The sequence below is a fragment of the Neobacillus solisequens genome (assembly GCF_051233465.1).
Lineage (GTDB): Bacteria > Bacillota > Bacilli > Bacillales > Cytobacillaceae > Neobacillus.
Window position 1 is genome coordinate 1 of sequence record NZ_JBKFGJ010000013.1, and the last position, 26,702, is coordinate 26,702.

The 26,702-nt window shown below is 41.4% G+C and carries 23 protein-coding genes; 5 read left to right on the top strand and 18 right to left on the bottom strand.

Going from position 1 to position 26,702, the window contains the following annotated elements:
• Nucleotides 1-314: 314 nt before the first annotated feature.
• A complete protein-coding gene (rnz, locus tag ACI3K6_RS13730) occupies nucleotides 315-1,238 on the bottom strand; it encodes a ribonuclease Z (RefSeq protein WP_435555273.1) in 924 nt (307 codons plus the stop codon).
• Between the two features lie 175 nt (nucleotides 1,239-1,413).
• Between rnz and zwf the strand changes: the two genes are divergently transcribed.
• A complete protein-coding gene (gene zwf / locus ACI3K6_RS13735; protein WP_435555379.1) occupies nucleotides 1,414-2,880 on the top strand; it encodes a glucose-6-phosphate dehydrogenase in 1,467 nt (488 codons plus the stop codon).
• A 106-nt stretch (nucleotides 2,881-2,986) separates the two neighbouring features.
• Here the strand turns inward: zwf and ACI3K6_RS13740 are convergent, their stop codons facing one another.
• Nucleotides 2,987-4,264, bottom strand: a complete 1,278-nt coding sequence (locus tag ACI3K6_RS13740; RefSeq protein WP_435555274.1) for a DNA polymerase IV — start codon at nucleotides 4,262-4,264, stop codon at nucleotides 2,987-2,989.
• A gap of 120 nt (nucleotides 4,265-4,384) precedes the next feature.
• On the opposite strand from ACI3K6_RS13740, the gene ACI3K6_RS13745 reads away from it, so the two are divergent.
• Nucleotides 4,385-4,897 carry a L,D-transpeptidase gene (locus ACI3K6_RS13745; RefSeq protein WP_435555275.1) on the top strand — a complete coding sequence of 171 codons (513 nt, stop codon included), beginning with the start codon at nucleotides 4,385-4,387 and terminating at the stop codon, nucleotides 4,895-4,897.
• A 45-nt stretch (nucleotides 4,898-4,942) separates the two neighbouring features.
• Here ACI3K6_RS13745 and prli42 read toward each other — a convergent pair whose 3' ends face one another.
• A complete protein-coding gene (gene prli42 / locus ACI3K6_RS13750; protein ID WP_335474273.1) occupies nucleotides 4,943-5,041 on the bottom strand; it encodes a stressosome-associated protein Prli42 in 99 nt (32 codons plus the stop codon).
• A 163-nt stretch (nucleotides 5,042-5,204) separates the two neighbouring features.
• Between prli42 and mce the strand changes: the two genes are divergently transcribed.
• The 3 genes from mce to ACI3K6_RS13765 all read left to right on the top strand — a co-directional run bounded on the left by mce (nucleotide 5,205) and on the right by ACI3K6_RS13765 (nucleotide 8,432).
• On the top strand, nucleotides 5,205-5,612 hold the full coding sequence (mce, locus tag ACI3K6_RS13755; protein ID WP_435555276.1) for a methylmalonyl-CoA epimerase: 408 nt from the start codon (nucleotides 5,205-5,207) through the stop codon (nucleotides 5,610-5,612).
• 47 nt (nucleotides 5,613-5,659) lie between these two features.
• Nucleotides 5,660-7,210: an acyl-CoA carboxylase subunit beta gene (locus tag ACI3K6_RS13760; RefSeq protein ID WP_435555277.1), complete on the top strand. Its 1,551-nt coding sequence runs from the start codon at nucleotides 5,660-5,662 to the stop codon at nucleotides 7,208-7,210.
• Between the two features lie 100 nt (nucleotides 7,211-7,310).
• Entirely contained in the window at nucleotides 7,311-8,432 is a 1,122-nt protein-coding gene (locus ACI3K6_RS13765) for a tripeptidase T (RefSeq protein WP_435555278.1), read from the top strand.
• A gap of 141 nt (nucleotides 8,433-8,573) precedes the next feature.
• Here the strand turns inward: ACI3K6_RS13765 and ACI3K6_RS13770 are convergent, their stop codons facing one another.
• The 15 genes from ACI3K6_RS13770 to yqiS all read right to left on the bottom strand — a co-directional run bounded on the left by ACI3K6_RS13770 (nucleotide 8,574) and on the right by yqiS (nucleotide 26,646).
• A complete protein-coding gene (locus ACI3K6_RS13770) occupies nucleotides 8,574-9,296 on the bottom strand; it encodes an amino acid ABC transporter ATP-binding protein (RefSeq protein ID WP_435555279.1) in 723 nt (240 codons plus the stop codon).
• Entirely contained in the window at nucleotides 9,289-9,948 is a 660-nt protein-coding gene (locus tag ACI3K6_RS13775) for an amino acid ABC transporter permease (RefSeq protein ID WP_435555280.1), read from the bottom strand. The genes ACI3K6_RS13770 and ACI3K6_RS13775 overlap by 8 nt, the downstream gene beginning before the upstream one ends.
• 78 nt (nucleotides 9,949-10,026) lie before the next feature.
• A complete protein-coding gene (locus ACI3K6_RS13780; protein WP_435555281.1) occupies nucleotides 10,027-10,806 on the bottom strand; it encodes a transporter substrate-binding domain-containing protein in 780 nt (259 codons plus the stop codon).
• A gap of 223 nt (nucleotides 10,807-11,029) precedes the next feature.
• Nucleotides 11,030-11,467 (bottom strand): BrxA/BrxB family bacilliredoxin, encoded by a 438-nt coding sequence (locus ACI3K6_RS13785; protein WP_435555282.1) that lies wholly within the window; start codon nucleotides 11,465-11,467, stop codon nucleotides 11,030-11,032.
• Nucleotides 11,468-11,810: 343 nt separating this feature from the next.
• The gene (locus tag ACI3K6_RS13790) at nucleotides 11,811-12,512 is read right to left on the bottom strand and encodes a toxin regulator (protein WP_435555283.1); all 702 of its coding nucleotides are present in this window, start codon (nucleotides 12,510-12,512) and stop codon (nucleotides 11,811-11,813) included.
• Between the two features lie 493 nt (nucleotides 12,513-13,005).
• Nucleotides 13,006-14,130, bottom strand: coding sequence for a methylmalonyl Co-A mutase-associated GTPase MeaB (gene meaB / locus ACI3K6_RS13795; RefSeq protein ID WP_435555284.1), 1,125 nt, complete (start codon nucleotides 14,128-14,130; stop codon nucleotides 13,006-13,008).
• Nucleotides 14,130-16,328 (bottom strand): methylmalonyl-CoA mutase, encoded by a 2,199-nt coding sequence (gene scpA / locus ACI3K6_RS13800; protein ID WP_435555285.1) that lies wholly within the window; start codon nucleotides 16,326-16,328, stop codon nucleotides 14,130-14,132. Before scpA ends, meaB begins: the two co-directional genes overlap by 1 nt.
• A complete protein-coding gene (locus ACI3K6_RS13805) occupies nucleotides 16,309-18,141 on the bottom strand; it encodes a methylmalonyl-CoA mutase subunit beta (protein WP_435555286.1) in 1,833 nt (610 codons plus the stop codon). Before ACI3K6_RS13805 ends, scpA begins: the two co-directional genes overlap by 20 nt.
• 332 nt (nucleotides 18,142-18,473) lie before the next feature.
• Complete coding sequence (locus tag ACI3K6_RS13810) at nucleotides 18,474-19,778, bottom strand: dihydrolipoamide acetyltransferase family protein (RefSeq protein ID WP_435555287.1); 1,305 nt, start codon at nucleotides 19,776-19,778, stop codon at nucleotides 18,474-18,476.
• 45 nt (nucleotides 19,779-19,823) lie between these two features.
• A complete protein-coding gene (locus ACI3K6_RS13815; protein ID WP_335474251.1) occupies nucleotides 19,824-20,807 on the bottom strand; it encodes an alpha-ketoacid dehydrogenase subunit beta in 984 nt (327 codons plus the stop codon).
• Nucleotides 20,808-20,819: 12 nt separating this feature from the next.
• Entirely contained in the window at nucleotides 20,820-21,815 is a 996-nt protein-coding gene (locus ACI3K6_RS13820; RefSeq protein WP_435555288.1) for a thiamine pyrophosphate-dependent dehydrogenase E1 component subunit alpha, read from the bottom strand.
• A gap of 49 nt (nucleotides 21,816-21,864) precedes the next feature.
• The gene (lpdA, locus tag ACI3K6_RS13825) at nucleotides 21,865-23,286 is read right to left on the bottom strand and encodes a dihydrolipoyl dehydrogenase (RefSeq protein ID WP_435555289.1); all 1,422 of its coding nucleotides are present in this window, start codon (nucleotides 23,284-23,286) and stop codon (nucleotides 21,865-21,867) included.
• A gap of 21 nt (nucleotides 23,287-23,307) precedes the next feature.
• Nucleotides 23,308-24,411 carry a butyrate kinase gene (gene buk / locus ACI3K6_RS13830; protein ID WP_435555290.1) on the bottom strand — a complete coding sequence of 368 codons (1,104 nt, stop codon included), beginning with the start codon at nucleotides 24,409-24,411 and terminating at the stop codon, nucleotides 23,308-23,310.
• A gap of 135 nt (nucleotides 24,412-24,546) precedes the next feature.
• Nucleotides 24,547-25,650, bottom strand: coding sequence for a branched-chain amino acid dehydrogenase (gene bcd, locus ACI3K6_RS13835; protein WP_435555291.1), 1,104 nt, complete (start codon nucleotides 25,648-25,650; stop codon nucleotides 24,547-24,549).
• 90 nt (nucleotides 25,651-25,740) lie between these two features.
• Nucleotides 25,741-26,646, bottom strand: a complete 906-nt coding sequence (gene yqiS, locus ACI3K6_RS13840; protein ID WP_435555292.1) for a phosphate butyryltransferase — start codon at nucleotides 26,644-26,646, stop codon at nucleotides 25,741-25,743.
• Between the last annotated feature and the right edge of the window lie 56 nt (nucleotides 26,647-26,702).

The window sequence follows — 26,702 nt, forward strand, 5'->3', positions numbered from 1 at the left end:
TCGTGGCTATTGTTTTCCTGATGCTGCGGGCTTTATGACACCTTCTTAACGACCGTGGCTATTGTTTTCCTGATGCTGCGGGCTTTATGACACCTTCTTAACGACCGTGGCTATTGTTTTTCTGATACTGCGGGCTTTATGACGCATTCATAACGACCGTGGCCCAGTTTTTTTGATGCCCAGGTCGTTATAGAACTCTCATCGACTACTTGTAATCTAAAATCCCCCCAAATATCAAGCACCTATCTCCCCTCTTGGCGACCCTTTTTCAAAAACACATGCTATTCAGGTGCCAACCCCATAAAAAAATACCGTTATTTCAACGGTATATGTATTTCCTTAAAATCCTCCGCAATATCCGTATTAGGAAAAACGCTCCTAGCTTCCTCAACAAGCTCTTTAGAAGCATTTCGATCGTAGCGGGAGCTTATATGGGTTAGGCAAAGCTGTTTGCAGCCGGCTTCCTTTGCCACTTTGGCTGCCTGCTCTGTTGTGGAATGGAAATAGTTGAAGGCTAATGAGTCTTCTCCCTTTGAAAAGGTCGCTTCATGAATCAGAAGATCGGCATCTTTAGCCAGCAAAATGGAATTTTCATGGAATCTTGTGTCTCCCAATATCGTGACCACCCGACCCTTCTGGGCAGGGCCTACAAATTCACTTGGGTCAAGCACCCGTCCATCTTCCAACGTCACCGTTTCACCGTTTTTGATTTTTCGAAAAATGGGTCCTGGCTGAACTCCAGCTTCTTTCAGCTTTTCCGCGAGAAGTGTGCCCGGCAGGTCTTTTTCAACAATACGATATCCGTATGATGGGATGCCATGATCCAGCAGGCGTGTTTCCACGGTGAATTGGTCATCTTCAAAAATAATGCCTTCTTCTATTTCTATGACTGTTAATGGATATTTTAAATATGTCTGGCTGATTGTTAGACTCGTATGTAAATAATCGGCTATTCCTTTAGGCCCATAAACAGTAACCTCTGACTCCCCACCTTGAAACGAGCGGCTTGATAACAATCCGGGTAATCCGTATATATGATCACCATGTAAATGGGTGACAAAGATTTTTTCAATTCTCCGCGGTTTCAGGGTAGTATGTAAAATTTGATGTTGTGTTGCTTCTCCAGCATCGAACAACCAAACAGATCCCCGTTCCTCCAGTAATTTAAGTGCGATAGACGTGACATTTCGGAGCTTTGCGGGCATCCCTGCCCCCGTCCCTAAGAAAAATACATCCAAAAAAAAACCCCCGTTCTAACTGCTATTATTGATACTATAGCACACCATTATAAAAACAGAAAAATATCAATACATGTATTACTTGCGATAAGTGAAATCTAAACTATATAATTACATAGGCTATTTCGCTAGAAAAGAGGTATCAGACGTGGCACAAAATATGACAACATTACTGATGATTTTTGGAGCAACCGGGGATTTAGCAAAGCGAAAGCTGTTTCCTTCCATTTACCGTTTGTATGAACGCGGGCGCCTGGAAAAATTTGCTGTAGTTGGTGTGGCGCGCCGATCGATTACGAATGATGAATTTCAGCAATCGATTAAAGATTCGGTTGAATCCGCTCTAGGTAAAAAAGAGAATCTGGATGAATTTGTCTCTCATTTCTACTATCAATCTCATGATGCATCAGATTCCGATTCTTACGTTGCCTTAAAAGATTTTGCTAATCAAATTGATGAACAATATCAACTTGAAGGCAATCGTATTTTTTATTTGGCAATGGCCCCAGAATTTTTCGGCCCCATTGCTTTACATTTAAAATCAGACGGTTTAACAGATGTCAAAGGGTATAAACGTTTGATTATCGAAAAACCGTTTGGGCATAACCTAGCCTCTGCTAAGGAGTTAAATAACCAAATCAGAACCGCTTTTTCTGAAGAAGAAATATATCGGATTGACCATTACTTAGGAAAAGAAATGGTCCGCAATATCGAGGTTATTCGTTTTGCCAATGCCATTTTTGAACCGTTGTGGAATAACCGTTACATATCCAATATCCAAATTACTTCCAGCGAAGTTTTAGGAGTGGAAGAACGTGGACGTTATTACGAAAATAGCGGTGCCCTTAGGGACATGGTTCAAAATCACATGCTGCAGATGGTAGCTTTGCTTGCGATGGAGCCGCCCATTAAGTTGACTACAGATGAAATTCGTTCCGAAAAAGTCAGAGTATTTAGAGCGCTCCGTATGATTGAAGGAGACAAGGTAAACGAGTACTTTGTACGCGGGCAATATGCTGAGGGAACGATTAATAATGAACTGGTTCCAAAGTATCGTGATGAGCCAATGGTGGCTCCGGACTCCAATACAGAGACCTTTGTAGCCGCCAAAGTGAAGATTGATAATTTCCGCTGGGCTGGTGTGCCTTTCTATATCCGTACCGGAAAAAGAATGGCTGAAAAAACTACAAAAATTGTTGTACAGTTTAAAGATATTCCAATGAATTTATATTATCAGACTGATAAAATGTTGAATCCAAACCTGCTTGTGATTCATATTCAGCCTGACGAAGGCATTACCCTGCATCTGAACGCTAAAAAAGCTGGCGGTCATTTGGATGCTCAAGAAGTAAAATTAAGCTTTGCCAACACTGGCAGTGACGCTATGAACACTCCTGAGGGCTACGAAAAGCTGCTGTTTGACTGTATGCGCGGTGACGCCACTAACTTTACCCATTGGGATGAGGTTGCCTATTCATGGGCATTTGTTGATAAGATTTCGGCAGTATGGCAAAACACTGATACGAATTTCCCAAATTATCCATCCGGATCAATGGGTCCAAAAGAAGCTGATGAACTCCTGGAAAAAGACGGCTTCTTCTGGTGGCCGGTTACGGATCTCGATGTTGAAGTTTGCAAATAAAGAAACCTTTTCGATTGGCAAACCTTATGAGAAAAAAGAGGCGTAACTTCCCTTATGCCTGATTAGCAAATAAAAGCTCCGGATTCCCTCTAGAATCTGGAGCTTTTTATACTTCTTCCTCGTTCTTTTTCGCACGTGAGCGAAGAAAATCCTTATTAAAACTAGTTGCTGTTCCAATTTTGTGATTGGGATCCACTTGATGGGCCCCTGCTGCTTCAATAATATTTTTTCCATACTTATCACGTAGACTGGATAATGTTTTTAACAATGGTTCCTTTTTGGCATCCTGTTCATAAGAAAACAAATCTAATTGTTTAACAGCATGATCATGTTCAATCAAATCATTCCCAGTAATCCCTAGCAATCGAACAGGATCACCGCTCCAATGCTTTAAAAACAACTGCTTAGCAAATGCGGCAATTTCCTCTTTTTGACCGATGGGATTAAGTAATTTTTTGCTTCGGGTAATCGTTTTTCTGTCCTTATAGCGAATGGTAATGCAAATGGTACTAGCAAGGACATTTTTTCGTTTAAATCTGATAGAAACGGTTTCTGCCAATGATTCCAGTACATGAAAAAGTTCTTGCTGGTTGCTGACATCCCTAGGAAGGGTAGTCGAATTGCCAATACTTTTAAATTCCTCAATGGATTCGGGGTCGACCATGCGTTGATCGATGCCGTTAGCCCTCTCTTTCAAGCGGATCCCATTAATCCCAAGCAGCGATTTAAGCTGGATTTCATTTGCCTTTGCTAAATCACCAATCGTTTCAATGCCAATCGTCTTAAGCTTTTCTGCGGTCTTTTTCCCTACCCCATGCATTTCATTAGTATTCAGAGGCCACAGAATTGTGGGAATATCCCGTTTTCGCAAAATAGTGATCCCCAGCGGTTTCTTCATATCAGAAGCTGTTTTTGCAAGAAATTTATTCGGAGCAATTCCAATGCTGCACGGTAAATCCAATTGCTCCAAAATTCGTTTTTGAATACTTTTGGCAATTTCAATCGGACTGCCGAACTCATAGCTTTCTGATATGTCCATATACCCTTCATCAATCGAGACCGGTTCAACCAACTCAGTATATGTCCTGAGAATCTCAAACATCCCCATCGAAGCGGCCCGGTACCGATCAAAATTCGGTGATTTTACTATTAACTGTGGACAGAGCTTTTTCGCTTCCCACAAAGGCATTGTGGTTTTTACACCAAATTTTCTCGCCTCGTAGCTGCAAGTAACAATAATTCCCCTTCGTTCTTCTACATTTCCGGCAATCGCCAGCGGTTTCCCCTTTAGCGATGGGTCATAGGCCATCTCTACTGATGCATAGAAGCTATTCATATCAACATGTAAAATGACTCGTCCTTTTTTTGGATACATTTCTTTCATGACAATCATCCTAATTGAACATTTATAGTTTCAGTATAACAAATGAAGCCAAATCTAAAAAAATAGGAATTAGAAATATAAGGATGAAGCAAACTAGGATAAAAACGGCAGGTGGATTTTATGATAAAACTTTTATCACCTATCCTGATTGCTATTTTATTTTCACCTATTTGGCCTTTAGGACCAAACCCTTTGCCCGGTGACCCCTTCGTGATTGTCAACAAAAACAACAATGAACTCGCCTTTGTTAACGAGAACAGGGTCCAAACCGTCGTTAGCGTAGGAACCGGTAAAACAAAAGAATTGACTCCAGAAGGGCTATATACGATTACAGTCAAAGCCAAAGACCCTTACTATCGGAGGGGAAATATTCTTGGCGGAGATCCGAAGAATCCCTTGGGCTCACGTTGGATCGGGTTTGATGCAGAGGGTACCGATGGCAGAACCTACGGAATCCACGGGACTAACCAGCCGGCGTCTATTGGAAAATACGTCTCGCAAGGTTGTATCCGCACCCAGAATGAAGTAATCAGCTCATTATTTCCGTTAATCCCGTTAGGAACCAAAATATTGATTACTACCTCAAAAAAGTCATTTGAAGCTTTGGCCCGGGAACAAGGAGCTATAAAATAAGCAAAGGGAATGTTCAGTATCAGTGAACATTCCCTTTTAATATATTTAGCGGATAAATTGACCGATTCCAATCAGGAGGGTTGAAGCCAGCATGGCACCTAACATTAAATAAACAACGATTTTTCTTCCTTTTTTACTAGACAAAGTCTATTCCTCCCTTTCGAGTTACTAATCTTAATGTTTATTGTACATGGAAAAGCCTTTTTAAACAACTTGAACAACTAAGCAATTTAGGAAGGATTTATGAACTTTATACCGAATAAATTAATTGTCGGATTTATTCTAATTTTGAAATAGAGGGGTATTTATGATTAAAAAGGTGGACCATATCGGGATTGCGGTGAAATCAATTGAGGCAGCACTTCCTTTTTATACAGAGGTGCTTAAGTTGCCGCTTATAGGAATTGAAAGCGTTGACAATCAGAAAGTGAGAGTGGCCTTTATCAAAGCAGGGGAAACAAAGCTTGAACTGCTCGAGCCGACTTCTGAAGAAAGTACAATTGCCAAATTCATTGAAAAACGTGGTGAAGGAATTCACCATGTTGCCCTTGGTGTCGAATCAATTGAGGAACGGATTAAGGAAATGAAAGAAAATGGCATTACCATGATTGATGACCATGCTAGAACCGGTGCCGGCGGAGCTGAAATTGCCTTTATGCACCCGAAATCCGCTTCGGGTGTACTTTACGAACTTTGTGAAAAGAAAGCCAGATAGTACTAACAAGGGAGAATACGATTAATGCCAAAAAGGGGATGAGTCAAATGCTTGACATTTATGAAAAAATTAACGATTTATACGATAAACGCAGAGAAGTGGAGCTTGGCGGCGGAGATGAACGGATTGATAAGCAACACGCAAAGGGAAAGCTGACGGCAAGAGAACGGATCGAGTTACTGGTAGATAAAGGGTCATTTATTGAACTAAGTCCGTTTATTGAACACCGTACTAATGACTTTGGTCTTGATGAGCTAAAGGGTCCCGGAGATGGTGTTGTAACCGGGTTTGGTAAAGTGAACGGCCGACCAATTTATTTATTTTCTCAAGACTTTACCGTTTTTGGGGGAGCCCTTGGCGAAATGCATGCGAAAAAAATCGCAAATGTCATGGATTTAGCAGCGAAAAATGGTACACCATTTGTCGGCCTTAATGACTCTGGCGGCGCCCGCATTCAGGAAGGAGTCGTCTCTCTGGATGGCTATGGCCATATCTTTTATCGAAATGCGATTTATTCTGGGGTGATTCCGCAAATATCCGTGATCATGGGGCCTTGTGCAGGTGGAGCCGTTTATTCGCCGGCCATCACCGATTTTGTCTTTATGGTCGAAAATACAAGCCAAATGTTTATCACCGGCCCTAAAGTCATTGAAACGGTAACCGGTGAGAAGATTTCCGCAGAGGACCTTGGAGGAGCAAACGTCCATAACACGATTAGCGGCAATGCCCATTTTCGTGCTTCCAGTGAGGAAGAGGTGTTAAAAAATGTTCGCAGACTCTTAAGTTATCTGCCGCAAAATAATGAAGAGAAACCGCCGAAATGGGACTATGAAGATGATTTTGATTATCGTCCGGACCTGACAGATGTTGTCCCGTTTGATGCGGTTCGCCCTTATGACGTTCGAAAAGTTATTGAACAGGTTGTGGATGAACATTCTTTTATGGAAATTCATCAGGACTTTGCTAAAAATATTGTAGTCGGATTTTCCAGAATCAAAGGGGAAACAGTAGGCCTTGTCTGCAACCAACCAAAGGCCATGGCAGGAGGATTGGATATCGATTCTTCTGATAAAGCAGCCCGCTTTATTCGAACTTGTGATTCTTTTAATATTCCAATCATCACATTTGAAGATGTTACCGGCTTCTTCCCTGGGGTTAAACAAGAACACGGAGGAATTATCCGCCACGGCGCAAAAATTCTCTACGCTTATTCAGAAGCAACAGTACCAAAGCTGACGGTCATACTAAGGAAAGCATATGGAGGCGCTTATGTGGCCCTTAACAGTAAAGCCATTGGCGCCGACCTGGTATTCGCCTGGCCAAATGCTGAGATTGCTGTAATGGGACCACAGGGAGCTGCCAATATTATTTTTGCCAAAGAAATTCAAAACAGTGAAAACCCAGAGGCAGTCAGACAGCAAAAGATTGATGAATACCGTGAGAAATTTGCGAATCCGTATGTGGCTGCCAGCAGAGGAATGGTCGATGATGTTATTGACCCACGGGAAACAAGGATCAAGCTCATTCAGGCTTTAGACATGCTGCAGACTAAAAAAGAATCCAGACCATATAAAAAGCATGGTAATATACCACTATAACGATTCGGAGGCTGTGAATATCACAGCCTTGAAATTTGATGACCTGAATCTGAAAAGGTATACTAAAATAGTGAGTACATATTATTGGAGGTTCGACAGGATGGTAAATCAAGAACGTCTGTTAAACGAATTTTTAGAGCTTGTTCAAATTGATTCTGAGACCAAATTTGAAACGGAAATTGCCAAAGTACTAAAGCAAAAATTCTCTGAATTAGGACTCGAGGTTTATGAAGATGATACGACTTCAGTAACTGGTCATGGTGCAGGGAATTTGGTTTGTACCCTTCCCGCTACCAAAGAAGGCATAGATCCAATTTATTTTACATGTCATATGGATACAGTTGTACCTGCAAAAGGTGTAAAACCTTCCATTAAAGATGGTTATGTTGTGACTGATGGAACCACGATTTTGGGTGCCGATGATAAAACGGGAATCTCTGTCATGCTTGAAACCATTCGAGTGTTAAAAGAGCAAAACATTCAGCACGGAATGATTCAATTTGTAATTACGGTTGGCGAAGAATCCGGCCTAGTCGGTGCAAAAGCCCTTGACCCTTCCTTAATGAGGGCTAAATACGGCTATGCGCTTGATAGTGACGGATTAGTCGGAAATGTTGTAGTGGCAGCTCCTACGCAAGCAAAGGTGAAAGCCGTGATTTATGGAAAAACGGCACATGCCGGTGTCGCACCTGAAAAAGGAGTTTCTGCGATTACAATTGCGGCAAAAGCGATTTCGAAAATGCCATTAGGCAGAATTGACCATGAAACTACTGCTAATATAGGCAGATTTGCTGGCGGTCAAGCTACGAATATCGTTTGTGACCGTGTTGATATTTTAGCAGAGGCTCGCTCGCTGATTCCTGAAAAAATGCAGGCACAAGTTAGCAAAATGAAGGAAGCTTTCGAAACAATGGCATCTAATATGGGTGGTAAGGCAGAAGTAGAAGTGGAAGTTATGTACCCTGGATTTAAATTCGGCGAAGGCGATCAAGTGGTGGAAATCGCCCGCAAAGCAGCAGCCAAAATTGGCCGAAGCTGTGAATTGCAGCATAGCGGCGGTGGCAGTGACGCCAACGTAATCGCTGGTTTCGGTATCCCAACCGTTAACTTGGCTGTAGGTTACGAGGAGATCCATACAACCAATGAGCGAATGCCTATTGAGGAATTATACAAGCTTGCTGAAATGACATTGGCGATTATTGATGAAGTAACGAATCAATAAAATATGTTTTTTATGGAGAGTCCCGGTGGCTCTCCTTTTTTATAAATAATTGTTTGTAGTTGTTGGGAATGAGGGTTTATCAGGCCTTATTTGCTTTTGCTGCTTTTAAAAAACAAAAAAAGATGATCAATTCGACCATCTCTACAACATTTTTTCCAAAAATCCCTTGGCTCTTTGGCTTTTAGGGTTGGTGAAGAACTCTTGCGGTGCGCTGTCTTCCACTAATACGCCACCATCCAGGAACAATACACGGTCTGCTACTTCTCTGGCGAAGCCCATTTCGTGGGTCACTATTGCCATTGTCATACCGGTATGGGCAAGAGATTTCATTACTTCTAATACTTCCTTTACCATTTCCGGGTCGAGCGCGGATGTTGGTTCATCGAAGAGCATCACTTCAGGCTGCATCGCTAATGCTCTGGCAATGGCCACGCGCTGTTTCTGCCCGCCTGATAATCGTGTTGGATATTCATTGGCTTTTTCGGAAAGACCTACTTTTTCCAACAGCTCCATCGCAATTTTTTCAGCTTCTGCCTTCGCTAAACCCTTTACCTTCATCGGTGCGTAAGTCAAGTTCTTCAATACCGTTTTATGAGGAAATAAGTGAAAGTGCTGAAACACCATACCAACATTTTGGCGGACGTTCATAATATTGGTTTTCTTATTGGTAACCTCTTGATCGCCAATCCATACGTTTCCGCTTGTTGGCATTTCAAGCAAGTTCATACAGCGAAGAAAGGTCGATTTGCCGGAGCCCGAAGGACCAATAATCGCCACCACTTCACCCGTTTGGATGGTAGTGGATATCCCTTTTAATACATCTAGGTTGCCATATGATTTATGCAAATTATCAATCTTAATCACTGCGTCTCATTCTCCTTTCAACCGCTTTTCCTAAGAAGGTTAAGGTAACAACCATGACATAGTAAATAAGTCCGGCGATCAATAATGGTTCGAAATAGGAATAATATTCAGCCCCCACCTGATAAGAACGGCGCATAATATCCATGACACCAATGGTCGTAACAATTGCAGATTCCTTTGTTAAGGTAATAAATTCGTTCATTAGAGCTGGAAGGATGTTTTTAAGTGCTTGAGGCAAGATAATATCCCACATCATTTTTCCATAAGGGACTCCAAGAGCCATTGCGGCTTCCTGCTGTCCTTTATCCACCGCAAGAATCCCGGCCCTGATGATTTCAGAAATGTAGGCACCCGAATTTAGCGCAAAAGATAACACTGCAGCGGTATATGGCTCAATTTGATAGCCGAAAATCTGCGGTGAACCAAAATAAATCAACATCAATTGCAGAACCAACGGGGTTCCGCGGAATACAGATGTATAAAGATCGGCAAACCAACCGAGAAATTTGAAACGGCTAATTTTAAATAAAGATAATATGATTCCAAAAATAAACCCCATAACTCCTGCCAAAATAACAATCTTTAATGTTACTAATATTCCTTTTAAAATATATGGCATGGAGGGCATGAACTGTGAAAAGTCGAGATTCATCTGCTTACCACCCTTTAGTTAAAAAATGAGAGACGCTGGAATCAACAGCTTCCAAACGTCTCTTTAAGTAATGAAGAATTAACTTTCTCCACCAAACCACTTCACTACTAGTTTTTGTAATTCTCCATTTTCCTTCATTTTCTTTAATTCTTTATTGAACTTCTCAGTTAAATCGCTGTTTTTCGGGAAAGCGATCGCTGAACCAGCTTCTTTCGGATCATCACTAATGGTAAATCCTACTAAATCCTTTTCTTTAGCGAAATAGCCTTTTGCTACGGTGTCTTCAATGATGGCTGCATCAAAACGGCCGGATTTGATTTCTTGAATAAGGTCAGGAATACGATTGCGATTTTCGATTTTAATAGGAATTTGCTTATTGATGTCATTCGCTTTTCCTTCTTGAATAGAACCAAGCTGAACGCCAACTGTTTTCCCTTTTAAATCTTCAAGCTTCGTAATACCGCTATCCTTTTCCGAAACGATCATGTGCTGTGCTGTATAGTAAATATCACTGAAATCAACGTTTTTCTTTCTTTTCTCTGTTGGTGTCATACCTGCCATAACAAAGTCTGCTTGTCCAGATTTAAGACCCTGAATCAAACCGTTGAAATCCATATCCTTAATTTCAAGCTTATACCCAAGTTTGCTGGTGATTGCCTTAGCTAAATCAACGTCAAATCCCTTAATTTCGTCGCTCTTCTCTGTTTCAACAAATTCAAATGGTGCATAATCGGCTGATGTAGCCATTACCAATTTCTTTTTCTCGCTGCTCTTCTTGCTTTCTTTCCCATTGGTGCCGCATGCAGCCAGTCCGATTGCCATTACGATTGTTAACAATAAAACAATTGCCTTTTTCATATGTTTTTCCCCCTATACATTCAAGTTTCAATTTCTTGCATAAAATATGTGAAATTACTGGATAAACGGATGAATAAATTAATATTTATTCACATAAATGCATTTTAACACATGTTAATAATTATGCAAGTATATTATTAAAAATTCATTTGTGATTTTTTAGAGTAACTTTTTCCAAAAAAATAAGGCCAGTCTCCATTTTGGGAGACTGACCCATTTAAGATTATACTTCGTCGCAATATTTATCAAACTCTTGTTGCAGTTTTCCCACGACTGTTGCAGGATCGTAGCCTTCGATTTGATGACGTTCAACCATAGAACATATTTTGCCATCTTTTAATAATGCGAAAGATGGTGAGGATGGCGGATAACCAGTAAAGTAACTTCTCGCCTTCTCCGTTGCTTCCTTATCTTGTCCAGCAAAAACAGTGACAAAATGGTCTGGTCTTTTATCATAATGAACAGCATGGGCTGCTGCAGGACGAGCTACGCCGCCAGCACAACCGCATACAGAATTAATCATTACTAATGTTGTCCCTTTTTGATTAAGAGCCGCGTCCACTTCCACTGGTGTTTTAAGCTCCTGATAGCCGGCAGAAGAAATCTCTTGGCGTGCCTGGCGCACAACATCATTCATGAAAATATTAAAATCCATGCTCATTGCATTCACTCCTTTATATGTCTATATAACTACATCATAACAGTAAAAATGTGTTTATTTCAAATTATTATTACTCAAAAAGAAAAACACCATATTATAATTTAGATTTTATTTCTGTAATAGTTTTTATTTGTGTATGCGTATAACATTCATAATTAGGTAATATCTAAAAAAATTACTACTAAATATGATCCATTTATTCATAAATGTTGTATGCTAGAGCCCTTTTTAAATTATCCTCAAATAAAAACACCCTTCTGAAGATCGTTATTAGTTTCTAACTAATACGCTACAGGGGTGCTTTTTACTAATATCAATTAACTGGGATATTATTAAATATTTATTATTGGTCTATTTTATCAATAGAAACACCAGGAATCGATATTTTTCCACCCATTGTGGAATCATAAGTAATTAACCCAGTAGATGTTCCATAAATGGTAATCATATCATCCTCTAAGACTCTGGATGTAACAACAGAAGAATCAAATGCTCCCAATAATACAGTATCATAATTATCATTAACAGCCAATCTAATTTGGGTTTCAGCATCACCCTCAATTACTTGAATCACTTTCCCACGGAATTTTATTTTTTGACTGACAAATTTATCAGGTGTCCTAGCTAATTGGTCATAAGTAATTCCTGTATTGTAACCTTGCTTTGCCTTTGCTTCTGCCTCAGCCTTAGCTTTGGCCTCTGCTTCAGCTTTTGCCTTAGCCTCGGCTTCAGCTTTTGCTTTCTCTTCAGCTAAACGTTTCTCCTCTTCAGCTTTGGCCTCTGCTTCTTTTTGTTTACGCTCCTCATCCTTCATTTTAAACCACGGTGCTGCCTCATCTACTTTAGCTTGTAAATCTTTGTTTTTATTTTCTAAACTTGCTACAGTAGCTGTCTTGGTTGATAGTTGTTTCTTTAAAGAGTCCACTTTTGCATTTGCCTTATCAAGTTGATCTTGGGAAGGGCCACCGGAAGCACCAATGATAAGAGCGATGATTGCGGTTAATACATACTTCCACTTCTTTTTTAAGAATCCTAAAATCTTCATGTTTTAACTCCCCTTAAATTAATAACTATAATTATTTCCGATTTTTAACAAACTAAAATGACCATTAGGGAAACTACCCTTTTCATCAAACGATATGTGAAACTTTTAACAAACAAGCAAACACATCACCTCAAATATCTTTTAATAAGGCTGTTTAAAAAAGGAGGACAAGCTTAATCTTAGAAAAATCTCTCATCCATGTTGTGGAAACACATATTAACACTTTTTCAATTTCCAAAGAAACCTTTTGTTATATTATTTTATATAGTTCAAATTAACTATATTATATAATTATAAAACCTTGAATTTTGTCGAATTTTGTAGGTTCGTTAAGAAATTTGTTTATATTACACAATGTCGTTTTCCGGATATAAATATATTGTTCATTGAATGATCGTTAATAGACTGGGTCCTTTTACCCCTAATATTTATTTTTTAATTCTATAATCCTACTCATAAAAAATAAAGAAACTGCCTCCAAAAAAAGGCAGTTCTATGGTTTATTTATTAAAAACACATTAAACAAACTTTCCACCGCAACAGCCACTGTTCTTTCCCCAGCAATCACCTCATTCTCATATTTCGGAAGGAGGTTTTTTACCTGTGGATGATGATAAAAATGGTATTGCAGCTGATCGAGGATCATCGAATGCATCCACTCTCTAGTTTGGATTTTCCGTCTTTGTTCGAACACACCAGAGTTTTTTACGGTTTGTTCAAAGCTTTGAATCATGGTCCAAAGCTCGTTAATTCCTTCCTTTGTTATTGAGGAACATGTATGAGCCTTTGTTTTCCAACCCTTTGTGGCTGGCTGAAGAAAATGGAGAATGCGATTGTATTCTTTTCTAGTTTGTTCGGCTTTCAACTTATTAGCCCCGTCTGCCTTGTGAACAATGATCGCATCGGCCAACTCCATGATTCCTTTTTTCATGCCCTGCAATTCATCACCAGCACCGGTTAAAACAAGTAGCATGAAGAAGTCGACCATGTCGCGGATAATCACTTCACTTTGGCCGACCCCGACGGTTTCGACTAATATGACATCAAAACCGGCGGCTTCACAGACCAGCATCGCTTCCCTTGTTTTTCGATGAACACCGCCAAGCTTGCCGGCGGTGGGGGATGGTCGAATAAAAGCTCTTGGATTTTTGGCCAGTTGCTCCATTCTAGTTTTATCCCCCAAGATGCTGCCTCCGGTTAACTTTGAGCTTGGATCAATTGCAAGTACTGCTACCTTGTACCCCAAATCGCATAAATACTGGCCAAATGCTTCGATAAAGGTACTTTTCCCGGCACCCGGAACCCCGGTAATCCCAATGCGAATGGATTTCCCGGAGTGAGCCAAGAGCTTTTGCAGCAACATTTGTGCTTTTTGAAAATGGTGTCCTGCGTTACTTTCCACCAGCGTAATCGCTCGGGCGAGAAGAGTCCTGTTCCCAGATAACACGCCCTCGTATAGCTCCTCGACTGATGGTTCCGCCCTGCCACGTTTTTGAAATTGCATATTCTTTTGAATGCTTGCAGTCTGCCCTTCCATCTCCTGTCCCTTACGAATGATGCTGGAGCAGGAATCAGGATCATTCGGATTGCTCCACTCTGGTTTTTGATCAACAGACATTAGTTTGCCACTTCCTCGTAGCCCAGCTGTCTATAAATCTCTTTAATGACTTTTTGGGCAGCCACTGGAATAATGGTTCCCGGTCCAAAAATAGCTGCGGCACCATTGTCATATAAAAATTGATAATCCTGAGCGGGAATGACACCGCCGGCAACAATTAGGATGTCCGGCCGACCTAACTTTTTCAATTCTTCAGCTAGCTGTGGCAGAAGTGTCTTATGTCCAGCCGCCAGTGAACTCATCCCTATCACATGAACATCGTTTTCCACGGCTTGTTGCGCTGTTTCCGCCGGGGTTTGGAACAATGGTCCGATATCGACATCAAAGCCGAGATCGGCAAAGGCTGTGGCAATGACTTTCGCACCTCGGTCATGGCCATCCTGACCCATCTTGGCAATTAAGATCCGCGGTCGTCTTCCTTCATTTTCGAGGAATTCGTCGGTCATCTGTTGGACTTCGGTAATTTCCTCTTCATTTTGAAATGCCGTACTGTACACTCCGCTAATGGAGCGAATCATCGCTTTATGTCTACCTGCTACTTTTTCAATAGCATCGGAGATTTCCCCTAATGTGGCTCTAACTCGTGCAGCTTGAACAGCAAGCTCCAATAAATTTTGTTCCCCGCTAGCTGCAGCTTTTGTTAAAGCTATTAAAGCTTCTTCTACTTTCTGTTCATCACGGCTGGCTTTTAATTCGGTTAATTTGTCAATTTGCTTTAACCGGACCGCGGTGTTATCAATATCCAAAATATCAAGTGGTTCCTCTTTTTCAAGACGATAACGATTAACACCGATAATCGTTTCTTTTCCTGAGTCTATTTGCGCCTGTCTACGGGCTGCTGCTTCTTCAATCCGCATTTTTGGAAGACCCGTCTCGATTGCTTTCGCCATTCCTCCCAGACTTTCAATCTCTTCAATATGTTCCCAGGCGCGTTTCATTAATTCATCTGTCAGTTTTTCAACATAATAGGAACCGGCCCACGGATCAATGACTTTGGTGATTCCGGTTTCCTCTTGCAGGAATAGCTGAGTATTCCGGGCAATTCGTGCTGAAAAATCAGTTGGGAGAGCAATTGCTTCATCCAAGGCATTTGTATGCAGAGATTGTGTATGCCCCATCGCGGCCGCATGGGCTTCAATCAATGTTCTTGTTATGTTATTGAACGGATCCTGCTCGGTCAGACTCCAGCCCGAGGTCTGTGAATGGGTGCGAAGAGCCATTGATTTTTCATTTTTCGGGTTAAAGGTCTTCATCATTTTCGCCCAAATGAATCTCGCTGCCCGCATCTTCGCGACTTCCATAAAATAATTCATGCCAATCGCCCAGAAAAACGATAACCGTGGTGCAAAAGAATCTATCTCGATGCCCGCTTTCAGTCCTGTTCTAACATACTCCAGCCCATCGGCAAGTGTGTAGGCCAATTCAATATCAGCAGGTGCCCCTGCTTCCTGCATATGATAGCCGGAGATACTGATGCTATTAAACTTTGGCATGTATTTTGATGTATATTCGAAAATATCGGCAATGATCTTCATCGACATGTCCGGTGGATAGATATACGTATTGCGAACCATGTATTCTTTTAAAATATCGTTTTGGATTGTACCTGAAAGCTTTTCTTGGCTTACCCCCTGCTCCTCGGCCGTGACGATAAAAAATGCCAAGATCGGGAGTACGGCACCATTCATTGTCATCGAAACAGACATTTGATCCAAAGGAATCCCGTCAAATAGGGTTTTCATATCGAGAACTGAATCGATTGCTACACCGGCCTTGCCCACATCCCCTACCACACGAGGATGGTCGGAATCATAACCTCTATGTGTGGCTAGGTCAAAGGCAACAGACAACCCTTTTTGCCCCATTGCTAAGTTCCTGCGGTAAAAGGCATTACTTTCTTCTGCAGTGGAAAATCCAGCATATTGACGTACTGTCCAAGGCCGATTGACATACATCGTTGGGTAAGGTCCGCGGGTATAAGGCGGTAACCCCGGAAGGTTATGAATATGTTCCAACCCTTCACGATCTTTCTTTGTATAAAGCGGTTTTAATTTAATTTGTTCATTCGTTTCAAAAAATAGGTCTTCAATGGAGTTTCCAAGTTCCTTGTCAACTTGTTTCTCCCATTCTTCCTTCGTCAAAAATTGCTGGTGTTCAAACAGGGCTTTTTGTTGAAAATCAGGCTTTTGAATCTTCAACTGCCTTCACCTCCAATTGGGTCAGAATAGCTGATGCTGTTTCATAGCAATTACTATTTAGATGAATAAACTGTTGGATTCCTTCCTCAAGCCATTGTTGTTGGCGTTCCCGCTCCGGCAAGCCGGCCAATAGGAAGATTCGCTCAGGGAACTCTGCTTTTAGAGAGAACAAAAGTTCATGCCCCATCACTTCATATTGATCATTCGTGCCACAGAAGCAAAGATATTTCACGGTTGAACCAGAGAGAAATAGTCTGGCATCTTCTAATGTAAAGATTGGCTGACTTTCAACTGTATCAATCCCGCCCGGTGCCAGGAATCCCTGGATAAAATCCTTTCGTGCTTTATGCTGCTTTAATTCTCCTAAGCAAAGCAAACCAACTGCTGGCTCTTCTGGCAACTGTTTCGCTTTAAAACGTAATTCCTCATATGGTTCAGCCAAACGGCGCTGCGGAATCTTTTCGATTTTTAAGGATGAATCAACAGTTTTAGGCTGAGGTGACATTTTTGGTACAGGTATAGGCTCATCCAATTTTGCATACACATTGGTTCCAATAATACTTTGTTTTCTCATTTGAATATCTTTATTTCTTTTTTCAAAAACTGCGGTAATCTCCTTCTGTACCCATCCGGATCTCAATGCTTCAAGAATGCCGTTTCTTGCATCAATCTGCTGGAAAAATACCCATGCTGCTTCTGCCAGCTGATTTGTAAGTGACTCGATATACCAAGACCCTCCTGCCGGATCTATGACCTTTTGCAAATGGGCTTCATCTTTTAAAATAAGTTGGATGTTACGGGCAATCCGTTCAGAGAATAGATTGGAGCCTGTCAATTCATCAAATGGCCCGATCTGCAAATATTGCACCCCACCTAAAATGGCCGCAAATGCTTCGTTAGCAGAACGGAGAATGTTAACATGCGGATCAAATAATGTTTTGTTAAAACTGGAGGTTTTTGCGGTAATTTGCATGTTCCGCGCTTCCTCAGCTGTACCGTAGAGCTCGGTAATCCGATTCCACAACACACGTGCTGCCCGCAGTTTTGCCACTTCCATGAAAAAGTTACTGCCAATAGAGAATTGAAACATGAATTTGGAAAGGCTTGTTTCAAGGTCCAACCCATGATTGGTCAAATGCTGAACATAAAAGACAGCTGTTGCTGCAGCAATTCCTAGCTCTTGTACTGCATTTGCTCCCCCGTTATGATAAGGAACTGTGTCTATTAAAACGGTTCTTAGCTGTGGTTGCTTGCCAGCGACCTGTAGTACTGCATTTGTCCATGTTTGAAGGTAATCCTCTGAAATAGCTCCTTCTTCAGCAAATAGCGCAAGCGGGTCATTGGCAATATAGCCTGTTAGACCTTTACTATCTAGCTTTTTAACTAGTTCCGGTTGCAGCCATTTTGCATTAATGGCAAAAGGATAAGTTGAATCGGTCACACTAGAAAAGTGATCAATCACCTTGTTTGTAAGTTCAAATGAAATAGCGGTTTGTCCTTTTTCAACAGAAGTTGAGAGTTTACTCTTTAATTCATCTAAGTCTTTGAAAGGAATTTGCTGGGCCACTTTCCATTCCTTTGTCACATATCCCAACAGGTCATTTCCCCTTCGACCATCAGAACCCCCAGGATAATCACAAATAGATATTTCATCATCTTCCAAATAAAGCGGTTTCAAAATAATGTTTTCGTATGTCGAATTATGTAATGTTTGGACCGTTTTCCCTTTTAATGATTGTTCGGCTTTTGCCTCCCAATCCGCCTTGGTTTTTAAAGGAAAAGACTGATTCCGAATTTGTTCCAAACCCACCATCCCCCTTATGTGTCAGTTTAGAATATAAGTAATATTCAATTAATTATATTGTAGAATAGTTACCGAAATGTGGCAATAAGAAAAGCTCAAGTGTCCTGGTCTGCTGCGTATGGCCTCCTCGAAAAAGCTAGCGCTTTTCCTTCGTGCGATGCCCATGCTACTGAAGCTTTCCTTGTGGAGTCTCTCCAACTGAGATATAGGAAACACGAAGAGCCGGTGGCGATTCGATGTTGACTTATCGTAGGGCGGAGAGCGAAGGACACTAGCAGCTAGGGCACTGGAGCTAGACAATAAAAATACCACTGTCTGGTAAAAGACAGTGGCTAATTTTATTAATAGATGGACGTGTTGGATTTGGATGTGTTTTCGATAATTTCTTTAACACGCTGCAAGAAACGGCCACACACTAAGCCATCCAAAATACGGTGATCAAGAGACATACATAGGTTCACCATGTCGCGAACAGCGATCATTCCGTTGTTCATGACAACAGGACGCTTTACAATGGATTCCACCTGAAGAATCGCTGCTTGCGGATAATTAATGATACCCATTGATTGGACAGATCCGAATGAACCTGTATTGTTGACGGTAAAGGTTCCTCCCTGCATATCCTCCGCTTTCAGCTTTCCGGTTCTCACCTTCACAGCTAACTCAGAAATTTCGCGGGCAATTCCTTTGATCGTTTTTTCATCGGCATTTTTGATTACCGGAACAAACAGCGCATCATCTGTTGCCACAGCGATGGAAATATTAATATCCTTCTTCTGGATGATCTTATCGCCGCCCCACATGGAGTTGATTTGTGGGAATTCCTTCAGTGCTTGGGAAACGGCTTTCACGAAGAAAGCAAAGAAGGTTAAATTAAAGCCCTCTTTTTTCTTAAATTCATCTTTAATCGAGTTGCGATATTCCACCAAGTTAGTAGCATCTACCTCGACCATTGTCCAAGCGTGCGGAGCCTCATGTTTGCTGCGCAGCATGTTGGCGGCAATCGCTTTGCGGACACCTGTAACTGGAATTTCAATATCTCCAGGGGCCACAGGAATAGCCGGAACAGCTGCTTGAGCTTGTGAAGATACTGCCTGTGCTACCGGCTGCGCGGTTGGCTGGACAACGGCTGTTTGGCTGGCTGCTCCAGTTGCTTCGACCGGCTTTGGTATCTGACCAGATTCAATTATTTTCAATAAATCTTTTCTGGTAATCCTTCCCTCTGCGCCGGTGCCTGTCACCTGGGTTAAATCAATCCCATGCTCTTGGGAAAGCTTTAATACAGCTGGTGAATAGCGCACTTTCGTATCAGATGCCGGAGGTGAAACAGGACTCTTTGTTGCTGTTGCTTCAACTGGTTGTTCAGAAGTAGGGGTTGATGCTTCAGCTGCAACCTCAGTTCCACCCTCCACTTCAATAGTACAAATAATTTCACCTACTGCTAAAGTATCACCCTCAGCTGCAATAAGCTCTTTGATTGTCCCTGCAAAAGAGGATGGAACCTCTGCGTTTACCTTATCGGTCATGACCTCTGCAAGCGGGTCATATTTATTAACTTGATCTCCTACTGAAACTAACCATTTACTGATAGTGCCTTCGGTTACACTTTCGCCTAACTGAGGCATTTTAATTTGTTCGATTGCCAATGGTTTTACCTCCTATACAAATGCCTTTCACTTATTCGGTTGGAATTAGAACTCTGCTAATTCTCGCATTGCCTTTTCCACTTTATCCGGATTGACCATAAAGAATTTTTCCATTGTAGGAGCGTAAGGCATTGCTGGCACATCATAGCCCGCTAGTCGCTTAATTGGTGCATCCAAATCAAATAGACAATGTTCCGCAATAATCGCGGCAACTTCACTCATGATACTGCCTTCTTTGTTATCTTCCGTAACAAGTAATACTTTGCCTGTTTTGGAAGCAGCTTCAATAATAGCTTCTTGATCGAGTGGGTAAACTGTTCTTAAATCAAGAATATGGGCTGAGATTCCATCCTTCGCTAACTTCTCAGCAGCCTGCAAGGCAAAGTGCACGCAAAGGCCATAGGTAATCACAGTGATGTCTTCCCCTTCACGTTTCACATCGGCTTTACCAATTGGCAATGTATAATCATCTGTCGGTACTTCACCTTTAATTAAGCGATAAGCCCGTTTATGCTCAAAGAATAGAACAGGATCATTGTCACGGATTGCCGCTTTTAAAAGACCTTTTACATCATAAGGAGTGGAAGGCATTACAATTTTTAATCCCGGCTGATTCGCAAAAACTGCCTCTACGGATTGGGAATGATAGAGAGCACCATGCACCCCGCCGCCATATGGCGCCCGGATCACCATTGGACAGCTCCAATCATTATTGGACCTGTAACGGGTTTTTGCTGCTTCTGAAATAATTTGATTGACAGCAGGCATAATAAAATCAGCAAATTGCATCTCAGCAATTGGACGCATTCCATACATAGCCGCTCCAATTCCCACACCTGCAATGGCTGATTCAGCCAAAGGTGTATCAATCACTCGCTCTTCACCAAATTGTTCATATAATCCTTGAGTGGCCTTAAATACGCCACCTTTTTTACCAACATCTTCACCAAGAACAAAAACCTTTGGGTCCCGTTCCATTTCCTCACGAATCGCCATTGTTACAGCATCTATATAAGAAATTACTGCCATGTTCGTTCCCCCTTACTTATCCGCGTACACATATTTCAGCGCATCTTCAGGCGCAGCATATGGAGCACTTTCAGCATAATCTGTAGCTTCATTAACCTGCTTCATCACACGGTCATTGATTTCCTTTTCCAATTCATCACTTAGCACACCTGTTTCTTTTAAATAGGCACCAAAAGTAATAATTGGATCTTGTGTTTTGGCTTTTGCCACTTCATCAGGAGCCCGGTAAGAACGGTCATCATCATCAGAAGAATGCGGAGTTAAACGATAAGAAACGGTTTCAATTAAGGTTGGGCCTTCACCACGGCGACCTCTTTCCGCTGCTTCCTTTACAACCTTATAAACTTCTAATGGGTCATTTCCATTTACCGTATATCCAGGCATACCATAGCCAATGGCACGGTCAGAAACTTTTTCACAAGCCAATTGCTTTTCAATTGGAACGGAAATCGCGTATTTATTATTTTCACACATGAAAATAACGGGGAGCTTATGAACACCTGCAAAATTTGCACCTTCATGGAAGTCACCTTGGTTGGATGAGCCTTCTCCAAAAGTTACAAACGAGACAAAATCCTTTTTCTCCATTTTTCCGGCAAGAGCAACTCCTACCGCATGCGGTACTTGGGTTGTTACAGGAGAGGAGCCAGTTACGATGCGATTTTTCTTTTGTCCGAAGTGGCCAGGCATTTGACGTCCACCTGAATTGGGATCTTCTGCTTTAGCAAATCCTGATAGCATTAAATCTCTTGGGGTCATTCCAAAGGTTAATACGACGCCCATATCACGATAATAGGGAAGGACATAATCCTTTTCACGGTCTAGTGCAAAGGCAGCACCAACCTGTGCGGCTTCCTGACCTTGACATGAAATGACGAAAGGAATTTTCCCAGCCCGATTCAACAGCCACATCCTTTCATCAATTCGCCGTGCCAAAAGCATCGTTTCATACATTTCCAACACTTTGCCGTCGTCTAACCCTAAAGCTTCATGACGCTTTTCTACCATATATCAAGTACCTCCCAATTGTTCGTAAAATTTCTATTTTACTTAGATTTTATGAATGAATTGCCTTTCCATCGACTGCCAATGCGGCCTCCCCGATAGCCTCTGACAGGGTTGGATGTGGATGAATGGTATGACCGATTTCCCATGGAGTAGCATCCAGCACCATGGCTAAACCTGCTTCAGAAATCATATCCGTGACATGCGGGCCAATCATATGGACCCCTAATATATCATTGGTGTCTTCGTCAGCGACAATTTTTACAAAACCATCAGATTCACCGAAAACAAGAGCCTTACCAATTCCCTTAAAGGAAAACTTTCCGACCTTTACTTTAAAGCCTTTTTCTTTTGCCTGATCCTCTGTAATCCCAACACTAGATACTTCTGGATGACTGTAAATACATCTAGAAACTAAATCATATTGTAGTGGTGAAGGATCTTTTCCTGCTATATGCTCTACAGCAATAATTCCTTCGTGGGAAGCCACATGAGCTAATTGCAGACCGCCAATTACATCCCCGATCGCATAAATATGTGATTCCTTTGTTTGGAAAAATTCATTAGTGGTGATAAAACCTCTATCCACTTGTATTTCGGTATTATCTAGTCCAATTCCTTCTACATTTGCCTGGCGACCCACAGAAACTAAAATCTTTTCTGCTTTAAATTCTTTCACAGAGCCCTTAACTTCCGCCGAAATAGTTACCCCATTATCTTTTACGAGAGTTTCTGACAGAACTTTTGCACTGGTTACAATTTTAATACCTTTTTTCTTCATTAATCGCTGCATTTCTTTGGAGATTTCTTTATCCTCAGTTGGAATAATTCGATCTGCATATTCAATTACGGTAACCTCTACACCGAAATCAGAAAGCATTGACGCCCATTCAATGCCAATAACTCCGCCTCCAACAATGACAATGGATTCCGGAAGTTGTTCCATTTCAAGCGCTTCATCAGAAGACATGACATATTGTCCGTCAATATCAAGTCCTGGAAGAGTTCTCGGTCTTGAACCAGTGGCAATAATGACGTTTTTAGGGATTAACATTTCGTTTTCTGCGCCATTATTCATTTCCACTGAAATGGTTCCCGGCATCGGGGAAAAGATGGAAGGACCCAAAATGCGGCCGATTCCTTCAAATACATCTATTTTTCCTTGCTTCATTAAAAATTGTACACCTTTATGAAGCTGGTCGATAATTTTGATTTTTCGTTCCTGTACTTTGTTAAAATTTACTGTGATATCATGGGCAAGAACCCCGTATTCCTCACTGCGCTTCGTGGTAGCATATACTTCAGCACTTCTTAATAACGCCTTACTTGGAATACACCCTTTGTGCAAACAGGTACCTCCAAGCTTCCCTTTTTCAACAATTGCAGTTTTTAATCCGAGCTGTGAAGCCCGAATGGCTGCCACATAACCGCCGGTTCCCCCACCAAGTACAACTAAATCATATTCTTGTGCCACAAAATTCCCTCCCTATATGGTTTACATTTTTACAGTATTGAATTGTCCGGGATAATCTTTCACAGACTCTTCACCACGAAGAACACGAAGAGCTCCCTCCGCAAGTGCTTGAAGTTCATTTTCACCGGGATGGATCATGACATCTGCAATCCAATTGATTCGGTCACCAATCATCTGAACAAACTCCTTACCATAGGCAAGCCCACCAGTTAAAATAATAGCATCAACTTTCCCCGAAAGCACGGTACTGGCTGCCCCGATTTCTTTAGCAACCTGGTAAGCCATCGCTTCATATACTAGTTTTGCTTTTTTGTCACCAGAGGCGATATGTTGTTCCACCTTGACGGCATCATTAGTACCTAAATAACCAACTAAACCGCCTTTCCCAACAAGCATCTTCATGATTTCTTCTCGATAGTACTCACCTGAAAAGCACAAGGTGACTAAATCACCTGCTGGAACAGTCCCTGCACGTTCCGGGCTAAACGGACCGTCCCCATGAAGTCCATTATTAACATCGATGACACGCCCTTGCTTGTGAACTCCGACAGTGATCCCACCGCCCATATGAGTAACGATTAAGTTAAGGCTTTCATATTTTTGCCCTAGCTCTTTTGCCACTCTTCTAGCGACAGCCTTTTGGTTTAACGCGTGGAAAATACTTTTTCTTTCAATTAAAGAAAATCCAGAAATTCTCGCAATTGGCTCCAGCTCATCTACAACAACTGGGTCGACAATAAAGGCAGGAATGTTCAGTCCTTTTGCAATCTCATGGGCAATAATCCCACCCAGATTAGAGGCATGCTGACCGGAATAACCTAACCGTAAATCCTCCAGCATGATTCCATTTACGGCATAGGTCCCCCCTTCTATAGGACGAAGCAATCCACCGCGGCCACAAACTGCATCCAATTTTGAGATATTAATTCCTTCCATATCCAGTGTTTCTAAAATCGTATTTTTTCTAAATTCATATTGGTCAATGATATTGGTAAAAGTGTTAAGAGTGTCAGCCTCATGGCGGATGGTTTTTTCTAATAAAGAATATTCATTATCGAAGACTCCAATTTTAGTGGAAGTTGAGCCCGGGTTGATGACGAGGATTCGATATTTATGATCTGGCAATGTTTTTAACCTCCATTTTCCATCCGTTTTTTCATTCTGTTTTACATTTATTAGTAATAAATTCCGCTATTTTAAAGGCAAAGACGCTGAATCTTATAATTCAGCGCTCTGCAACCAAAAAAGTCATAATTTTATTTATCTAGAGATCCTGTGACTTAAAATATGATGACCATTTTGCAAGAATTGACTTCTTGAATTACGCATTTTTGCGATTCTCTCTTCTGCCATACGGTCAGCAGCAACATACGTTGGAATACCGTCACGCTTGGAAATCTCAATAACTTTAGTGATGTTGTCATAAATGGTTTCCACTTTTTTCATAGCACGGTCATGGTTGTATCCATATAATTCGTCAGCAACATTGATCACTCCGCCGGCATTGATAACATAATCAGGAGCATATACAATTCCCATCTCATGAATTAAGTCGCCATGACGTGTTTCTTTCAGCTGGTTATTAGCAGCACCGGCAATGACTTTTGCCTTAATCTGTGGAATAGTGTCATCATTAATGGTTGCACCTAGTGCACAAGGAGCATAAATATCGCAATTCACACTGTAAATTTCGTTTGGATCAACCGCACGTGCGCCAAAATCTTCTACTGCACGATTGACTGCTTCTTTATTGATGTCTGTTACGATTAATTGAGCACCCTCTTCATGTAAATGACGGCACAGGTTATATGCCACATTTCCTACACCTTGAACAGCTACTACTTTTCCTTCCAATGAATCCGAACCAAATGCGGCCTTTGCAGCAGCCTTCATACCACGGTATACGCCATAAGCAGTTACTGGGGATGGATTTCCAGAAGAGCCGAAAGCAGGTGAAATCCCGGTAACAAAATCTGTTTCTTCATGGATTAAATCCATATCTGCCACAGTCGTACCAACATCTTCTGCTGTAATATATCTGCCGTTTAATCCTTGAATGAAACGGCCAAATGCCCGGAACATTTCTTCATTTTTATCTTTTCGAGGATCACCGATAATAACTGTTTTTCCGCCACCAAGGTTCAAACCTGCTGCAGCATTTTTATACGTCATTCCCCGTGCCAAGCGGAGCGCATCTTCAATGGCTGCTTCTTCAGAAGCATATGTCCACATCCGTGTACCGCCTAAAGCAGGTCCTAGAGTGGTATCATGTATAGCAATAATCGCCTTTAATCCTGATTGTTGGTCTTGGCAGAAAACTAGTTGCTCATAATCATATTTTTCTAAGTACTTGAAGATTTCCATTGTTCAATTCCTCCTCATATTTTTGAAAAAAGTCAAAATTCACTTAAAAACCCCTGGCTTTCATCATGCTAATAAAGTTGCAAATCACTGTTATTCAGCTACACTGCAAAGGGCAAGTGCTAATGAATAAAGCTTACTTTCTGCTGAATCCGCCCTTGAGGTTAAAACGATTGGTGCTCTTGCTCCGGCAATGACGGCTCCAACTTTAGCTTTGGCAAAATAAATTAATGATTTATATAAGGCATTTCCAACCTCTATCGCTGGAACCAAAAGGATATCAGCATTCCCCGCTACTTCACTTTGAATTCCTTTATGTTCGGCTGCAAGGGTTGAAATGGCATTATCCAATGCCAGTGGTCCATCCACTATACATCCAGGAATTTGTCCCCGTTTATTCATAATGGTTAATGCTGCTGCATCCATAGTTGCCTGCATTGCAGGATTGACCGTTTCAATAGCAGCGAGTGGAGCTACCTTAGGTTGATTTATACCAATTGCCTTGGCAATAGTAACGGCATTTTTAATTATTTGAGCCTTCTGCTCTAAATCAGGAGCAATATTCATACCAGCATCGGTAATTAAAATAAATCGATCATACTCAGGAATTTCAAAAACGGCTACATGTGACAGTGCATTTCCTGTTCTTAAACCATATTCTTTATTTAAAACTGATTTTAATATAACGCTTGTCGGTAGATTTCCTTTCATTAAGACGCTTGCACTTTTAGAGGAAACGGCTTTAACGGCCAATTCTGCCGCCATTGAAACAGAATCAGCATGAACAATTTTTAATTGATGGGTTGGCGTCAAATTAAAATGCTTCGAACGAAGAATGGTAGTAATTTTTTCTTCATCACCAAAAAGAATAAAATTTGCTAAATTACGTGAAAGTGCATCAATCACGGCATCGATTACTTCAGAATCTTCTGCTGCAGCAACTGCGATGGTTTTCTTGTTTACCTGGGTTGCTTTGTCAATTAGTGATTCCAGCAACAAGTTGTCCTCAACCCTTTCTGTTTATACTACAACTCCTACTATACTTATTTGCAAAT

Coding starts and splice junctions, on each gene's coding strand:
- zwf (WP_435555379.1), top strand. CDS start 1,414: ATGATTTTTGGAGCAACCGGGGATTTAGCAAAGCGAAAGCTGTTTCCT.
- ACI3K6_RS13740 (WP_435555274.1), bottom strand. CDS start 4,264: ATGAAAGAAATGTATCCAAAAAAAGGACGAGTCATTTTACATGTTGAT.
- ACI3K6_RS13745 (WP_435555275.1), top strand. CDS start 4,385: ATGATAAAACTTTTATCACCTATCCTGATTGCTATTTTATTTTCACCT.
- mce (WP_435555276.1), top strand. CDS start 5,205: ATGATTAAAAAGGTGGACCATATCGGGATTGCGGTGAAATCAATTGAG.
- ACI3K6_RS13760 (WP_435555277.1), top strand. CDS start 5,660: ATGCTTGACATTTATGAAAAAATTAACGATTTATACGATAAACGCAGA.
- ACI3K6_RS13765 (WP_435555278.1), top strand. CDS start 7,311: ATGGTAAATCAAGAACGTCTGTTAAACGAATTTTTAGAGCTTGTTCAA.
- ACI3K6_RS13775 (WP_435555280.1), bottom strand. CDS start 9,948: ATGAATCTCGACTTTTCACAGTTCATGCCCTCCATGCCATATATTTTA.
- ACI3K6_RS13780 (WP_435555281.1), bottom strand. CDS start 10,806: ATGAAAAAGGCAATTGTTTTATTGTTAACAATCGTAATGGCAATCGGA.
- ACI3K6_RS13785 (WP_435555282.1), bottom strand. CDS start 11,467: ATGAGCATGGATTTTAATATTTTCATGAATGATGTTGTGCGCCAGGCA.
- ACI3K6_RS13790 (WP_435555283.1), bottom strand. CDS start 12,512: ATGAAGATTTTAGGATTCTTAAAAAAGAAGTGGAAGTATGTATTAACC.
- meaB (WP_435555284.1), bottom strand. CDS start 14,130: ATGTCTGTTGATCAAAAACCAGAGTGGAGCAATCCGAATGATCCTGAT.
- ACI3K6_RS13805 (WP_435555286.1), bottom strand. CDS start 18,141: ATGGTGGGTTTGGAACAAATTCGGAATCAGTCTTTTCCTTTAAAAACC.
- ACI3K6_RS13815 (WP_335474251.1), bottom strand. CDS start 20,807: ATGGCAGTAATTTCTTATATAGATGCTGTAACAATGGCGATTCGTGAG.
- ACI3K6_RS13820 (WP_435555288.1), bottom strand. CDS start 21,815: ATGGTAGAAAAGCGTCATGAAGCTTTAGGGTTAGACGACGGCAAAGTG.
- bcd (WP_435555291.1), bottom strand. CDS start 25,650: ATGGAAATCTTCAAGTACTTAGAAAAATATGATTATGAGCAACTAGTT.